At 63.3% G+C, this 14,204-nt stretch carries 14 protein-coding genes; 7 read left to right on the forward strand and 7 right to left on the reverse strand.

Annotated features, from left to right (window positions below):
* Positions 1-12: 12 nt before the first annotated feature.
* Both IVA74_RS18920 and IVA74_RS18925 read right to left on the reverse strand, forming a co-directional pair.
* Positions 13-1,233, reverse strand: a complete 1,221-nt coding sequence (locus IVA74_RS18920; RefSeq protein WP_247347097.1) for an LL-diaminopimelate aminotransferase — start codon at positions 1,231-1,233, stop codon at positions 13-15.
* A gap of 215 nt (positions 1,234-1,448) precedes the next feature.
* Positions 1,449-1,724 carry a hypothetical protein gene (locus IVA74_RS18925; RefSeq protein WP_247347100.1) on the reverse strand — a complete coding sequence of 92 codons (276 nt, stop codon included), beginning with the start codon at positions 1,722-1,724 and terminating at the stop codon, positions 1,449-1,451.
* 252 nt (positions 1,725-1,976) lie between these two features.
* On the opposite strand from IVA74_RS18925, the gene phaC reads away from it, so the two are divergent.
* Both phaC and IVA74_RS18935 read left to right on the forward strand, forming a co-directional pair.
* Positions 1,977-3,785, forward strand: a complete 1,809-nt coding sequence (gene phaC / locus IVA74_RS18930; RefSeq protein WP_247347102.1) for a class I poly(R)-hydroxyalkanoic acid synthase — start codon at positions 1,977-1,979, stop codon at positions 3,783-3,785.
* A gap of 83 nt (positions 3,786-3,868) precedes the next feature.
* Positions 3,869-4,267 carry an MAPEG family protein gene (locus IVA74_RS18935; protein ID WP_247347103.1) on the forward strand — a complete coding sequence of 133 codons (399 nt, stop codon included), beginning with the start codon at positions 3,869-3,871 and terminating at the stop codon, positions 4,265-4,267.
* Positions 4,268-4,287: 20 nt separating this feature from the next.
* Here the strand turns inward: IVA74_RS18935 and IVA74_RS18940 are convergent, their stop codons facing one another.
* Positions 4,288-4,875 carry a class I SAM-dependent methyltransferase gene (locus IVA74_RS18940; RefSeq protein ID WP_247347104.1) on the reverse strand — a complete coding sequence of 196 codons (588 nt, stop codon included), beginning with the start codon at positions 4,873-4,875 and terminating at the stop codon, positions 4,288-4,290.
* Positions 4,876-5,060: 185 nt separating this feature from the next.
* Between IVA74_RS18940 and IVA74_RS18945 the strand changes: the two genes are divergently transcribed.
* Positions 5,061-5,831 carry an outer membrane beta-barrel protein gene (locus tag IVA74_RS18945; protein WP_247347105.1) on the forward strand — a complete coding sequence of 257 codons (771 nt, stop codon included), beginning with the start codon at positions 5,061-5,063 and terminating at the stop codon, positions 5,829-5,831.
* Positions 5,832-5,958: 127 nt separating this feature from the next.
* Here the strand turns inward: IVA74_RS18945 and argC are convergent, their stop codons facing one another.
* From argC to IVA74_RS18960, 3 genes are all read right to left on the reverse strand, one after another.
* Positions 5,959-6,942 carry an N-acetyl-gamma-glutamyl-phosphate reductase gene (gene argC / locus IVA74_RS18950; RefSeq protein ID WP_247347106.1) on the reverse strand — a complete coding sequence of 328 codons (984 nt, stop codon included), beginning with the start codon at positions 6,940-6,942 and terminating at the stop codon, positions 5,959-5,961.
* Complete coding sequence (locus IVA74_RS18955) at positions 6,939-7,607, reverse strand: FMN-binding negative transcriptional regulator (protein ID WP_247347108.1); 669 nt, start codon at positions 7,605-7,607, stop codon at positions 6,939-6,941. Before IVA74_RS18955 ends, argC begins: the two co-directional genes overlap by 4 nt.
* Positions 7,608-7,829: 222 nt before the next feature.
* Positions 7,830-8,360, reverse strand: a complete 531-nt coding sequence (locus tag IVA74_RS18960; RefSeq protein WP_247347109.1) for a DedA family protein — start codon at positions 8,358-8,360, stop codon at positions 7,830-7,832.
* Positions 8,361-8,631: 271 nt separating this feature from the next.
* On the opposite strand from IVA74_RS18960, the gene parE reads away from it, so the two are divergent.
* The 4 genes from parE (at position 8,632) to IVA74_RS18980 (ending at position 13,166) form a co-directional block, all read left to right on the forward strand.
* Positions 8,632-10,677 (forward strand): DNA topoisomerase IV subunit B, encoded by a 2,046-nt coding sequence (parE, locus tag IVA74_RS18965; protein WP_247347110.1) that lies wholly within the window; start codon positions 8,632-8,634, stop codon positions 10,675-10,677.
* A 449-nt stretch (positions 10,678-11,126) separates the two neighbouring features.
* On the forward strand, positions 11,127-11,909 hold the full coding sequence (locus IVA74_RS18970) for an outer membrane beta-barrel protein (protein ID WP_247347111.1): 783 nt from the start codon (positions 11,127-11,129) through the stop codon (positions 11,907-11,909).
* Positions 11,910-12,188: 279 nt separating this feature from the next.
* Positions 12,189-12,374 carry a hypothetical protein gene (locus IVA74_RS18975; protein ID WP_247347112.1) on the forward strand — a complete coding sequence of 62 codons (186 nt, stop codon included), beginning with the start codon at positions 12,189-12,191 and terminating at the stop codon, positions 12,372-12,374.
* Between the two features lie 21 nt (positions 12,375-12,395).
* A complete protein-coding gene (locus IVA74_RS18980; RefSeq protein WP_247347113.1) occupies positions 12,396-13,166 on the forward strand; it encodes a glucose 1-dehydrogenase in 771 nt (256 codons plus the stop codon).
* A gap of 110 nt (positions 13,167-13,276) precedes the next feature.
* Here IVA74_RS18980 and IVA74_RS18985 read toward each other — a convergent pair whose 3' ends face one another.
* Positions 13,277-14,044, reverse strand: coding sequence for an outer membrane beta-barrel protein (locus tag IVA74_RS18985; protein WP_247347114.1), 768 nt, complete (start codon positions 14,042-14,044; stop codon positions 13,277-13,279).
* Positions 14,045-14,204: the final 160 nt, after the last annotated feature.

The raw sequence follows: 14,204 nt of genomic DNA on the forward strand, positions 1-14,204 counted from the left end.
GCGGAAGAGAACTTAACGCCGATTGGCGAGCGGAACGACGTTGTGCAACGTTTCGATGCCGCTTTCAAGGAAGCGGCGCACGCCGCGCGCGGCCTGCCTGATCCGTTGCTCGTTTTCCACCATGGCGATGCGGATATATCCTTCACCATGCTCGCCGAAGCCGGCGCCGGGCGAGACCGCGACGCCGGATTTCTCCACCATCAGGGTCGCGAACTGCATGCTGCCGACGCTGCGGAAGGCTTCCGGCAGCGGCACCCAGGCGAACATCGAGGCCTCCGGCGGCGGGATCTCCCAGCCGGCACGGCCGAACGATTCCACCAGCGCGTCGCGCCGCTTGCGGTAGGTGTCGCGCATCTCCCTGATGCAATCGTCGGGGCCGTTCAGCGCGGCGGTCGCGGCGACCTGCACCGGCGTGAACGCGCCGTAGTCGAGATAGGATTTGACGCGCGCGAGCGCCGCGATCACGCGCTCATTGCCGACCGCAAAGCCCATGCGCCAGCCGGCCATCGAATAGGTCTTCGACATCGAGGTGAACTCGACGGTGACGTCCATCGCGCCGGGCACCTGCAGCACCGAGGGCGGTGGGTTGTTTTCGTCGAAATAGACCTCGGCGTAAGCGAGATCGGACAGGATCAGGATTTCGTGCTTCTTCGCGAACGCGACCAAGTCCTTGTAGAAGTCAAGGCTCGCGACATAGGCGGTCGGGTTCGAGGGGTAACAGACGACCAGCGCCAGCGGCTTCGGAATCGAGTGGACGATCGCGCGCTCCACCGCCTCGAAGAACTGCGGGGTTGGCTCCGAAGGCACCGAGCGGATCACGCCGCCCGCCATCAAAAAGCCGAACGCGTGAATTGGATAGCTCGGGTTCGGGCAGAGGATGACGTCGCCGGGCGCAGTGATCGCCTGCGCCACGTTGGCAAAGCCCTCCTTGGAGCCGAGCGTCGCCACGACCTGGGTGTCGGGATTGAGCTTCACGCCAAAGCGGCGGGCGTAGTAGCCGGCCTGGGCCTTGCGCAAGCCGTTGATGCCACGAGAGGCCGAGTAGCGGTCGGTGCGCGGCTTGCCCAGTGTCTCCTTCAGCTTCTCCAGCACGTGCGCTGGCGCCGGCAGGTCCGGATTGCCCATGCCGAGGTCGATGATGTCGGCGCCGGCATTCCGCGCGGCCGCCTTGGCCCGGTTCACCTGCTCGAACACGTAAGGCGGAAGGCGGCGGATGCGGTAAAATTCTTCCATGGCTCTCTCGGCTCCGGGCAACCGGTCAGGACAGAATCGACAGGCCATAACGACCATGCGAAAAGGCGCCCGCCTCGTTCACGAAAATCACTCAAAATCAAATGCTTAGAGCAATCATCGATGGCGGTGACTGAAGTCGTTCGCCCTGACTCTCGGCTGAACTGAGGTCTTTTAGCACGGCAAGGCGGAGGCGCCAGCGATTACCTTGCAGCGCCTTACTTCGCGTCCTTGCCGGCAACGGCCTGACGGTCGCGCGCGGCAGCGAGCTCGGCCTCGATCTTGGCGCGTTGGTCCGGCGGGATGACCGCCTGATCGCGATCCGGCGGGAGATCGTGCACCGGCAAATAGCTGCCGGGCTCCCTGGGATGCGCTTGCGCATCGGCGGGCGTCATATCCGCGAGTTGGCTCGAGCAGCCGCCCAGGGCAAGCGCCGCCATCAGCAGCGCGCCACAGATCAGCCGCGACTTTTGCAGGTCCCTCAACGCCAACACTTGGGAAATCCCCTACTCGTCCCAAAGCACGGCCCCGACAACCTTACCGAAGTCCGCACGCAAGCTCAAACCATTGCTGCCCAAATGGCGCGAGCGAGAAAACAGCCCGGGACCACCAAGCCGAGCGGTGCGGCTCGATTGTGACGGAACCAAGAAAATTTGTCGCACTGCAACACATCTTCGAGAGTGTTTAACGCCAAACATGCGAGCTTCGCGGTGACGAATACGGAATGAATCGTTACTGTTCTGCTCATGAGCATGGCCACGACCGACACGCCCAAACCCGAGACGAAGTTCGATGCGGAAGCCTTCGCGATGAATGTCGCGCGGGCGATGGAAAGCGGCGGCAAGGCGCTCGCTGCCTACCTCAAGCCCCGCGAGAGCGGCGAGGTGCAGGATCGTCCGCCGGCCGAGCTTACCGAGGTCGTCAAGACCTTCACCGCGGTCGCCGAATACTGGCTGTCGGACACATCACGCGCGTCCGATCTCCAGACCAGGCTCGCCAAGGACTATCTCGACCTCTGGGGCTCGGCGGCGCGCCGCATGGCTGGCCAGGACGCTCCGCCCGCGATCGCGCCCTCGCCGCGCGACAAGCGCTTTGCCGATCCGGAATGGAAGTCGAACCAGTTCTTCGATTTCGTGATGCAGCTCTATCTGCTCACGACGAAATTCGCGCATGAGCTGGTGCGCGACGCCGAGGGGCTCGATCCACAGACCCGCCGCAAGGCCGAGTTCTACATCCAGCAGGTCACCAACGCGCTGTCGCCGTCCAACTTCGTGCTGACCAATCCGGAAGTGCTGCGCGCGACGTTGGCCAGCAACGGCGAAAATCTCGCGCGCGGCCTGAAGATGCTGGCCGAGGACATCGCAGCCGGCAAGGGCGTCCTGAAGATCCGCCAATCCAATCCGGACAATCTCGTCGTCGGCGTCAACATGGCGACGACGCCGGGCAAAGTGATCTACCAGAACGAGATGATGCAGCTGATCCAGTATTCTCCAACCACGGAGAATGTGCTGCGCACGCCGCTCCTGATCATCCCGCCCTGGATCAACAAGTTCTACATCCTCGATCTCAAGCCGGAGAAATCCTACATCAAGTGGTGCGTCGACCAGGGCGTCACCGTGTTCGTGATCTCATGGGTCAATCCCGACAAGCGGCTCGGCACCAAGAGCTGGGAAGACTACATGAAGGAAGGCCCGCTCACGGCGATGGACGTGATCGAGAAGGTCACTGGCGAGATGAAGGTGCACACCGCCGGCTATTGCGTCGGCGGCACCATGCTCGCGACGACGCTGGCCTGGCTCGCCGAGAAGCGCCGCCAGCGCGTGGCGTCCGCGACGTTCTTCGCGGCACAGGTCGACTTCACCCATGCGGGCGACCTTCTCGTGTTCGTCGACGAGGAGCAGATCGCAGCGCTGGAGCAGGACATGAAGGCGGCCGGCGTGCTCGAAGGGTCCAAGATGGCGATGGCCTTCAACATGCTGCGCTCCAACGATTTGATCTGGTCCTATGTCGTCAGCAATTACCTCAAAGGCCAGCAGCCGAGCGCGTTCGACCTGCTGCACTGGAATTCGGACGCCACGCGCATGACGGCGTCGAACCATTCCTACTATCTGCGCAATTGCTATCTGGAGAACCGGCTGTCGACCGGCACGATGGTGCTCGACAACACCCTGCTCGACCTCTCCAAGGTCATGGTGCCCGTCTACAATCTTGCCACCCGCGAAGACCACATTGCGCCGGCCGAATCGGTGCTGTACGGCTCGCAATTCTTCGGCGGTCCGGTGAAATATGTGCTGTCCGGCTCGGGCCACATCGCCGGCGTCGTCAACCCGCCCGCCTCGAACAAGTACCAGTACTGGACCAACGACAACGTCAAGGACGTCAACGTCGCCGAGTGGATGAAGGGCGCGGTCGAGCACAAGGGCTCGTGGTGGCCGGACTGGCGCCAATGGCTTGGCACACTTGATCCCGCGGAGGTGGCGGCGCGCGCGGTCGGCAGCGAAGCGCTGCCTCCGATCGAGGACGCCCCCGGCAGCTATGTCAGAGTTCGCGCATAGTGGAGAATTCTTTGCGCATGGCGCAATCTTGCGCGCTTGTATAAGCTCGCTCTCAACACAGCGACGACAGAGGGGACCGGGTTATGACGCGTGAACTGTTCTGGCTGACACTGACGGTGGTCCTGACCGGAATCCTCTGGATTCCCTACACCATCAACCGCTGCCAGATTCGCGGTCTCGGTGGCGCGATGGCCAATCCCTCGCGCGCCGACAAGCCGCAGTCGGAATGGGCGAACCGCCTGATGTTCGCGCATGACAACGCCGTCGAGAACCTCGTGCTGTTCGCACCGCTGGTGCTGATCCTGAACGCCATCGACTATTCCTCGAAATGGACGGTGCTTGCTTGCGCCGTCTATTTCTGGTCGCGCGTCGCGCATCTGATCGTCTATGCGCTCGGGATCCCGATCTTCCGCACGTTGGCCTTCACCGTCGGCTTCGTCGCACAGGCGGTGCTGGCGGTGGCGATCTTCAAGGCGGTTTGAGCTCAGGCCCTGCTTTGAGATCAGGCCTTGCGAACGACGAGATGCAGCATGTTCGCCGGTGTCTCGTCAAAGCTCTGGATCACGTTCCTGTCCGACGACAGCGTGATCCATGGCCCCGCGGTGGCGTAGGCCGCCTCGAGCCATTCTGCCGACGCATAATTGTAATAGCGCCCGAGGCTGTCCCGGCCGTCGCCCTCGCCCATCTTGTAGCTGGCATAGAACACGCCTGACGGCCTGAGCGCGCGATGAATCCGCGCCAGGATGCCGGCGAGCTCGTCGCGCGGCACGTGCAGGAGACAGGCGCTGGCCCAGGCGCCGTCATAGGCCTCGTGCGCGTCAAGCTGGTCGAACCGCATCGCCTCGACGGGATGACCGAGCCGCCGCGACGCGATCTCGGCCATTTCAGGCGAGCCGTCGGTAGCGCGCACCGAAAAACCTTCGACCAGCATCACCGCCGAATGATTGCCGGCACCACAGCCGAGTTCGAGGATCGAGCTACTGGGTTGCAGCAAAGCCAGAAAACCGCGCAGCCGCGTCGAGGGCGCCTTGGCCCATCCGGCATAAGCCTCGGCGTTCTCCCGGTAGAACTGCAATGTGGTCTCATCCATGGCGTCACTCACTTCGGCAGGTCCTCGACCAGCCTGCCTACTCTGCAAGCAGCCCGGCATCAACCGGCGGTGTTGCCGAAGGATGACACTGCGGCAAAAACAACCGGCGCTCCGGATTGCCTCTACAGGTTGTCACCCGTCCGCAGCTATATTCGCCCATCGCAATTGATTGATTCGGGGCAGACATGAATTGGAAGATGATATCTGCGCTCGGCGCGATCTCACTCGCAGCCGTCGCGACCCAGGCCAACGCCGCTGATCTCGCCGCCCGCCCGTACACCAAGGCGCCGCCGATGATCGCTGCGGTCTACAATTGGAGCGGCTTCTACATCGGCGCCAACGGCGGCTATGGTACGTCGCACAAGTGCTGGGACCAGACGGTTGGTTTCTCCCCCGCAACTGCCGAAGGATGCCATGATGCGACGGGCGCCGTCGCCGGCGGCCAGATCGGCTATCGCTGGCAGAGCAACGCCTTCGTGTTCGGTCTCGAAGCGCAGGGCGATTGGGCCGACCTCTCCGGCCGGAATACCAGCACCGTGTTCGGCGTCGCGAACCGCACCCGCGTTGATGCCTTCGGCCTCTTCACCGGCCAGGTCGGGTACGCCTGGAACAACGTGCTGCTTTACGCGAAGGGCGGCGCCGCGGTCACCCGCGATCGCTACGCCGGCATCGGGACCGGCGGTCTGGCCGGGGCCGAGTTCGACGGCGCCAAGGAGACCCGCTGGGGCGGCACGGTCGGCGTCGGCTTCGAATACGGTTTTGCCCAGAACTGGTCGGTTGGCCTCGAATACGACCACTTGTTCATGGGTCGGCACGACGTCAACCTGCTGGCAACTGGCCTCGCAGCGCCCGCTGCCGGAACGTTCTCGCGCACCGAACGCATCGGTCAGGATGTCGACTTGATCACCGCACGCATCAACTACAGGTTCGGCGGACCGATCATCGCGAAGTACTGAGGTCTCCTGTCCCGGACGCGCGAAGCGCGAGCCGGGACCCATAAGGCTGCAGCAAAGTAACAATGGGCCCCGGCTCTGCAGCGCACCGCCAAGAGGCGCTGCGCTGCGTCCGGGGCACTACCGTGCCCTACTTCTCCGGTAGGCCCAGCATCAGCCGCATGTTCTGCACGGCGGCCCCCGAGGCGCCCTTGCCGAGATTGTCGAGCCGCGCGACCAGCACCGCCTGATGGTACTTGTCGCTGGCGAAGACGTAGAGCTCGAGCATGTTGGTCTCGTTGAGCGCTTCCGGCTCGAGCTTGCCGCCCTTGGTCGTCTCGTTCTGAAGCGGCATCACCGAAACATACTTCGAGCCGGCGTAACGCTTTGCCAGTGCGGCTTGCAGGTCTGCACCATCAGGCTTGCCGGGCAGCGTGTCGAGTTGAAGCGGCACCGAGACCAGCATGCCCTGCCGGTAGTTGCCGACAGAGGGAATGAAGATCGGCCGTCGCGTCAGGTTCGAATAAAGCTGCATCTCCGGCAGATGCTTGTGCTCGAAGCCGAGGCCGTAGAGCTCGAAGGGCGGCGCGCTGCCGTCTTCGAAGCTTGCGATCATCGACTTGCCGCCGCCGGAATAGCCGCTCACCGCATTGACGGTGACGGGATAGTCCGAAGGCAACAGGCCGGCATCGACGATCGGCCGCAATAGCGCGATCGCGCCGGTCGGATAGCAACCGGGATTGGACACCTTCTTCGCCGCCTTGATCTTGCCGGCCTGGTCGGGCGTGAGCTCCGGAAAGCCATAGGCCCAGTCGGGCGCGACCCGGTACGCGGTCGAGGCGTCCAGCACCTTCGGGCCCGACGGTCCCATGCTGTCGATGAGCGCGACGGTTTCCCTGGCAGCATCATCCGGCAGGCAGAGGATCACGAGATCCACCTCCTCCATCAGCGCCTTCTTGGCTGCGGGGTCCTTGCGCTTGTCGTCGGCGATCGTCTTCACCGCAACGTCGCTCTGGAGCTTCAGCCGCTCGTTGATGCCGAGGCCGGTGGTGCCCGAGCCGCCGTCGACGAAGACGGTGGCCGGCTTCTTCGTAGCGCCAGTGGTCGGTGCTTTCGTCGTTTCAGTGAGGCTCATGGCGCGCTCCTTTCGAGCATGTTCGTTTCGTTCGCGAAGGCTTCCGGCCTCACGTCCTGCATCAGTTGCGCGATCTCTCTCGCGTCGGCAGCAGGCTGCGCGCCGAGCGCATTGGCAATCGCCGTATAATCGGCGTCGGACTTGTGCTGGTTGAGCTTGAAGCTGCCTTCGACCTCCTCAACCGTCATGACCAGCCCTACAATTCCCTTCTTCAACGCTTCCAGCCTGCCGGCCGTCATCTTGCCCGACGTCCACGGCGTCTTCGGCAACAGCCAGTTTTCGAACTTCTCGCTGAGCGTGTCGATCTGCACCGCCAGCTCGTCATCCGACAGGAGCCGCACCGGCCCGCTCAGATGCACCGATTGGTAGAGCCAGGTCGGCACCTGATCCGGCGAGACGTACCAGTCCGGCGACACATAGGCATCGGGGCCGTTGACCGCGAGCAGCCAGGACGCCGCGTCGCCTGCCAGTTTTAGCAGCGGATTGTGACGGGCGACATGAAAGGCGGCCTGCGGCGTGCCGTCAGCGGCATAGGTCAGGTAGAACGGCAGCGGCGACGCGACAGGCTTGTGGCCGTCGAAGGCGCACATGGTGCCGAAGCCGCGCTCGCCTGCGAATTTCAGGCTCGCGGTGCGGTCCTGCTTGAAAAAGGGTGGCGTGTACATCGTGGTCTCCCGTTGGCCTCCTTGGGGCCGCCGGATCAGATCGCGCTGACAGGAGAAAGAATGCCGCGGATCGGATCCAGCGGCAAAGACGATGATCTCAAACGCGATCGACCGCCCAAACCGCAAGACTGCGGCGGCGGCGACGGGCGAACAGAATGGTCGCGGCGTTGATCATGGCGCGCGGCTATAAAGCCATATCCGGATTTCGTCAAGGTTTTGGCGTCAGACCACCCGCCAGAGCCATTCCATGAACTTCGCAAGCACGTCGCCAAACAGAAGGAGCGCGGCCGACCAGACCAGCGCCGAGACGAAATTGGCGGCCTGGAAGCTCCAATAGGGCATCTCGAAGATGCCGGCTGCGAGCGGCACTGAGGCACGCAAGGGGCCGAAGAAGCGGCCGATGAAGATGCTGGGCACGCCCCAGCTCCGAACGAAGGCCTCGCCCCTGGGCAGGAGTTCCGGATAGCGCGAGAGCGGCCACATCTGGGCGACCCGCTCCTTGTAGCGATAGCCGAACCAGTAGGAGACCCAGTCGCCCAGCGCCGCGCCGATGCCGCCGGCGATCCAGACTGGATAGAAGCTGATGCCGCTGGCGCCGATCAGCGCGCCGATCGCGACCAACGCGCCCCAGGCCGGGATCAAGAGCGAGATGAAGGCGAGCGACTCCCCGAAGGCCAGCAGGAACACGATCGGGGCCGCCCAGGCCTGGTGAGCACGCACGAAGTCGGCCAGTGCGTGCGCATAATGCTCCATTCCAGATCGCCTTCCCGCCCCACCTTGAGGTCTGCTCGATGAAAAAGACTGGTAAGGCAATGGCTTGTGTGACATCAAGTCACAAATCCCGACCCAGACCGGCCGCAGACGTCAAATTGCCGGGAATTGGTGGGCCTGTGGCGTAAAATCGCTGGCATCGGCTGCCGCGCAGACCGGCCAGCCGGCACGCGATGACCTTTTCAAACGAGCCGTGGCATAGTCGGCGTAACCGATTCGCCGCCTCCGCGGCCCTGAAAGCACATCAAGATACATGTCCAAGCAATTGAAACCGAAAGCCAAAGACGACTTTTTTGGCGGTGACGAGCCCAAATCCCGCGCGCCCGCCAAGGCAACCTCGCGTGCGAGCGGTGCGGAGGCCGACTACACCGCGGCCGATATCGAGGTGCTCGAAGGCCTGGAACCGGTGCGCCGCCGGCCCGGCATGTATATCGGTGGCACCGACGAGAAGGCGTTGCATCACCTTTTCGCCGAGGTCATCGACAATTCAATGGACGAGGCGCTGGCAGGGCATGCGACCTTCATCGGAGTCGATTTGAGCGCGGACGGCTTTTTGACCGTCATCGACAACGGGCGCGGCATCCCCATTGATCCGCATCCGAAGTTTCCGAAGAAGTCGGCACTCGAAGTCATCATGTGCACGCTGCACTCGGGCGGCAAGTTCGACTCCAAGGTCTACGAGACCTCGGGCGGCCTGCACGGCGTCGGCATCTCCGTGGTGAACGCCCTCTCCTCGCTGCTCGAGGTCGAGGTCGCGCGCAGCCAGAAGCTCTATCGCATGACGTTCGAGCGCGGCCACCCGAAGGGCAAGCTCGAGGATCTCGGCAAGGTCAACAATCGCCGCGGCACGCGTGTGCGCTTCAAGCCCGACACCGACATCTTCGGCGCCAAGGCCGCGTTCAAGCCGCAGCGCCTGTTCAAGATGACGCGCTCGAAGGCGTATCTGTTCGGCGGCGTCGAGATCCGCTGGAACTGCGCGCCCGAACTGCTCAAGGGCGTCGAGGACGTGCCAGCGGAAGCGACGTTCCACTTCCCCGGTGGCCTCAAGGATTATCTGGCGGCTGCGATCCACGCCGACACGCTGGTGCATCCTGACGTCTTCTCCGGCAAATCGGGCCGCAACGGCGCGCATGGCGCCTGCGAATGGGCCGTGGCCTGGACCGCCGATGCCGACGGCTTCCTCTCCTCCTACACCAACACCGTGCCGACGCCGGACGGCGGCACGCACGAATCCGGCCTGCGCAGCGCGCTTCTGCGCGGCCTGAAGGATCACGCCGAGCGCGTCGGCCAGGGCAAGCGCGCGTCGTCCATTACGTCGGAAGACGTGATGGTGGGTGCAGCCGTGATGCTCTCGGTGTTCGTGCGCGAGCCTGAATTCCAGGGTCAGACCAAGGACCGTCTCGCCACAGCGGAAGCGCAGCGCATCGTCGAACAGGCGATGAAGGATCCGTTCGACCATTGGTTGTCGGGCAATCCGAATATGGCCAACAGGCTGCTCGACTTCGTGATCGACCGCGCCGAAGACCGGCTGCGGCGGCGCCAGGAAAAGGAAACCGCGCGCAAGACCGCCGGCAAGAAGCTTCGCCTGCCCGGCAAGCTCGCCGACTGCAGCGATGCGGGCTTGGACGGCTCAGAACTCTTCATCGTCGAGGGCGATTCGGCCGGCGGCAGCGCCAAGCAGGCGCGCGACCGCAAGACCCAGGCCGTGCTGCCGCTGCGCGGCAAGATCCTCAACGTCGCATCGGCCGGCAAGGACAAGCTGACGGCAAACACGCAGCTCGCCGATCTCGTGCAGGCGATCGGCTGCGGCATGCTTGCGCAGTATCGCGAAGAGGACCTGCGCTACCAGCGCATCATCATCATGACCGACGCCGACGTCGACGGCGCGCACATTGCCTCGCTGCTGATCACCTTCTTCTACCGGCAGATGCCGCGGCTGATCGACGAGGGCCACCTCTTCCTGGCCGTGCCGCCGCTCTACAAGCTGACCAACGGCACGAAGTCGATCTATGCCCGCGACGACGCGCACAAGGCGGCGTTGATCAAGAGCGAGTTCAGCGCCAACGCCAAAGTCGAGGTGAACCGCTTCAAAGGCCTCGGCGAGATGATGCCGGCGCAGCTCAAGGAAACAACCATGGATCCCGCCAAGCGCACCATGCTGAAGGTGGTCCTGCTTGCCGACGACCGCGACACCACGGCGGATTCGGTGGAGCGCCTGATGGGAACCAAGGCCGAGGCACGCTTCGCATTCATCTCGGACAAGGCCGAGTTCGCCAATGAGGAATTGCTGGACGTCTGACCCTCAGACGCTGCACGCTCCGCGTCCCCATCAAGAGCCCCGGCGTGATGCCGGGGCTCTTTTGCTTGTGGGGACGACAACCGCCCTTCCCCAACGATCCCGCCAACGATTCGCCTCGACTTCGTGATTCCGGCGCCGCAAGCCGACTCAGCCAACGACTCAGCGGGCCAAGGCTGATGCAGGATTGCCTCGATTTCGGACAAAGCCAGATTTGCTAACCAAAAGTTACCGGGATCAGAAACTCGGAAATTGACGTAACGCACTGGAAATGTAGCATTATTTCAAGCTTCAGCGACGGTGCTTGGATTCCCTGCCGTGAGGCGTTTCCCGGCGACTGTGCCTGTCCTGCAACAGCATTTCGACGGGAAGCGTCTATAGTCCGGGCATCAGATCACTCGGACTTCAGTGCGCTCGCGCCTGCCAGACAGACCAAAGCTTGGGGATTTAAAATGAAGAAGATTTTGCTCGCACTGACCGCGGTTGCCGCGATGACCGGTTCGGCCTCGGCCGCTGACCTTGCTGCCCGTCCCTACGTGAAGGCCCCGATGCCGGCGCCCGTCGCCAACTGGACCGGCTTCTACATCTTCGGCGGCGGCGGCGGCGGCATCTCGGCCTCCGACCAGCACGTGCAGACCACGGTTGGCGCAGTTCCCCTGACGATCGATCAGCGCCAGGGTGGCTCGGGTTGGTTCGGCACCGTCGGTCTCGGCTACGACTGGCAGTTCAGCGGCACCTGGGTCGCCGGCGTGTTCGCTGACGGTCAGTTTGGCAGCATCCGCGCTACCATCCAGGATCCGATTCTTGGCATCACCGGCAACCAGAAGCTGGAAGACTCCTGGGCCGCCGGTATCCGCCTCGGCTACCTGGTCGCTCCGAACGTTCTCTCCTACGTCAACGGCGGTTACTCCGGCGCTCACTTCGGCCAGACCAACTTCATGACGCTGGCCGGCGTTCCCGCTGGTGTCCATCTCAACAGCTACAACCGCAACGGCTGGTTCATCGGCGGTGGCGTCGAGAACAACCTGAACATCTTCGGCATCCAGTCGCCCGGCTGGTTCATGAAGACCGAGTATCGTTCGGCCTTCTACAATGCGAAGTCCCAGGACACCCTCACCGACGTTGGTAATCTTCCGATCGGCACCAGCATCCGCGCCAACAGCTGGAACCAGACGATCTCGACCTCGCTGGTCTACCGCTTCAACTGGACCGGTCCGCTCGTCGCCAAGTACTGATCTGATCTAACCTTTCAGACGTCAAAGCCCCGGCATCGCCCGGGGCTTTTTCGTTTTGCGGTAGCTGCTGATGCCTGCTTTCAGCGATCGGTGCCCGTCTCGGGTTGTAGCCGCAACGCCCTTGGATAATCTTGCATACGGACATGCATCCTCGCTGCGGCCTGCATCAACAGCCATTGTATCCGAACCACAGCTACGGCTAGTCTTCCGGCAAGTTTTCGGGCCGCGGCAATCGTTCATGCCGCGTCGCGACAGAAGCCGACCAACGGGGAGGAATGCATGCGCAGATTTCTGCTGATCGCAGGCCTGTTTGCTCTCGCCGTCGGGCTGCTCTGGATCGGACAGGGCACGGGCACCATTGCCTGGCCGCGATCGAGCTTCATGGTCAACCAGCTGCAATGGGCCGGCTATGGCGCAGCCATGGCCGGCTTCGGGCTGGTACTGATCTGGCAGAGCAACCAATAGAAGAAACCAGGGAATAGCAGCATGACATCCAGTCGTTTCGATCTCCGCGGCAAGGTCGCGATTGTCACGGGAGGCAATGGCGGCATCGGGCTCGGCATGGCCCGCGGCCTCGCCGATGCCGGCGCCAACATCGCCGTGGTCGGACGCAACGAAACCAAATCCGCCGCCGCCGTCGCCGATCTCAGTCAGCGCGGCGTGAAGGCGATCTCGGTTCCCACCGACGTCACCGACAAGGCGGCAGTCGCGGCGATGATCGATCGCGTCGTCGGGGATCTCGGCCGCATCGACATCCTCATCAACAATGCCGGCATGAGCATCCGCAAGCCGCCGCACGAGCTCGAGCTCGACGAGTGGAACAAGGTGATCGACACCAACCTCACCAGCGCCTTCGTGTGCTCGAAGCTGGCCTATCCGGCGCTGAAGGCGTCCGGCAACGGCAAGGTGATCAACATCGGTTCGATGATGTCGATCTTCGGCGCGAGCTTCGCCGCGGCCTATGCAGCGAGCAAGGGCGGCATCGTGCAGTACACGCGTGCCTGCGCCAATGCATGGGCACCCGACAACATCCAGGTCAACGCCATCCTGCCGGGCTGGATCGACACCGACCTGACCCGCGGTGCGCGGCAGCAGGTCTCGGGGTTGCACGAACGGGTGCTGGCACGCACGCCTGCGGGGCGTTGGGGCGACATCGACGACTTCGCCGGCATCACCGTGTTCCTGGCCTCGTCCGCCTCGAACTTCGTCACCGGCACCGCGATCCCCGTCGATGGCGGCTTCTCGGTGATGGCGTAGGCACTACGCGAAAAACCTGCACACGAAAAAAGAAGCCCCGGACAATGCCGGGGCTTTTAAATTTGGGCAGTGATCGTCTTTTATAGCTGCTTGGTCGTTCGTTGACGCACTCAGTAGCGCGCGATGACCGGCGCGTCGAACTTGTAGCTCGCGCGCACGACGGCCCACTGGATGTCGCGCGGCTTGGCGTCGAAGCTGTAATTGCCCGAGGTACCGCCGAGTTGATAGGTCTGGCTGGCGAAGGCTGCGTAATTGTACTCGAGGCCGACGATCCAGTTGCGGGTGATGCCGTACTCCCAGCCGGCACCGACGGTCCAGCCATTGGCCCAGTGGGTCTGACCGCCAGAACCGGTGGCCGGGCCGACCGTGTCGGTGACCGACAGACGGTTGTTCACGCCGGCGTAGCCGCCCTTGATGTAGAACAAATTATTCTGCACGGCGAAGCCTGCACGGGCGACGACGGTCGCGAGCACGTTGGCGCGCCAGGAGAACACATCGTCACCCGCACCGAACGCGGTGTTCAAGAACGAGCCCTTGTTGTCCAGGCCGGAGATCGTGCCCTCCATGCCGAACACGTAGTTGTTGGCCTGCCAATTGTAGCCGATCTGGGCGCCGCCCAGGACGCCCGAGTTACGCTGACGGTAACCCTGGCCCGGCACCAGATCGCCGAACGGCGCGCCGATTCCGTTGTTGACGAACTGCTCGTTGGTCCATGCGCCGCCGATGTGGCCGCCGACATAGAAGCCGGTCCAGTTGAACATCGACTCCATATAAGCCGGCGCCTTCGTGTAGCGCGCGCCGAGATCGGCGGCGGAAGCAGCACCGGTCGAAACCAGAGCGGTCGTGCAGGCGAAGGCGGCAATCAATTTGTTACGCATGGTACACCCCGTGTCCTTTGATGGGTGCACGCTCACACGCAGTTCTTACTCAAATTTGAATCAAGAAAGTTAAGACGCCGGATTGGCAAGCAGCGCGGCTTGAATCCGTTTTCGCTGTTGCACGCAGGCAACGCAACGGTGCGATTTAACGCGACATTAT

Source organism: Bradyrhizobium sp. 132 (assembly GCF_023074185.1).
GTDB lineage: Bacteria > Pseudomonadota > Alphaproteobacteria > Rhizobiales > Xanthobacteraceae > Bradyrhizobium.

Excerpts from the sequence above, each read along its gene's own strand:
- phaC (WP_247347102.1), top strand. The coding sequence starts at position 1,977 with ATGAGCATGGCCACGACCGACACGCCCAAACCCGAGACGAAGTTCGAT.
- IVA74_RS18935 (WP_247347103.1), top strand. The coding sequence starts at position 3,869 with ATGACGCGTGAACTGTTCTGGCTGACACTGACGGTGGTCCTGACCGGA.
- IVA74_RS18975 (WP_247347112.1), top strand. The coding sequence starts at position 12,189 with ATGCGCAGATTTCTGCTGATCGCAGGCCTGTTTGCTCTCGCCGTCGGG.
- IVA74_RS18945 (WP_247347105.1), top strand. The coding sequence starts at position 5,061 with ATGAATTGGAAGATGATATCTGCGCTCGGCGCGATCTCACTCGCAGCC.
- IVA74_RS18970 (WP_247347111.1), top strand. The coding sequence starts at position 11,127 with ATGAAGAAGATTTTGCTCGCACTGACCGCGGTTGCCGCGATGACCGGT.
- argC (WP_247347106.1), bottom strand. The coding sequence starts at position 6,942 with ATGAGCCTCACTGAAACGACGAAAGCACCGACCACTGGCGCTACGAAG.
- IVA74_RS18980 (WP_247347113.1), top strand. The coding sequence starts at position 12,396 with ATGACATCCAGTCGTTTCGATCTCCGCGGCAAGGTCGCGATTGTCACG.
- IVA74_RS18960 (WP_247347109.1), bottom strand. The coding sequence starts at position 8,360 with ATGGAGCATTATGCGCACGCACTGGCCGACTTCGTGCGTGCTCACCAG.
- IVA74_RS18920 (WP_247347097.1), bottom strand. The coding sequence starts at position 1,233 with ATGGAAGAATTTTACCGCATCCGCCGCCTTCCGCCTTACGTGTTCGAG.
- IVA74_RS18940 (WP_247347104.1), bottom strand. The coding sequence starts at position 4,875 with ATGGATGAGACCACATTGCAGTTCTACCGGGAGAACGCCGAGGCTTAT.
- parE (WP_247347110.1), top strand. The coding sequence starts at position 8,632 with ATGTCCAAGCAATTGAAACCGAAAGCCAAAGACGACTTTTTTGGCGGT.
- IVA74_RS18955 (WP_247347108.1), bottom strand. The coding sequence starts at position 7,607 with ATGTACACGCCACCCTTTTTCAAGCAGGACCGCACCGCGAGCCTGAAA.
- IVA74_RS18985 (WP_247347114.1), bottom strand. The coding sequence starts at position 14,044 with ATGCGTAACAAATTGATTGCCGCCTTCGCCTGCACGACCGCTCTGGTT.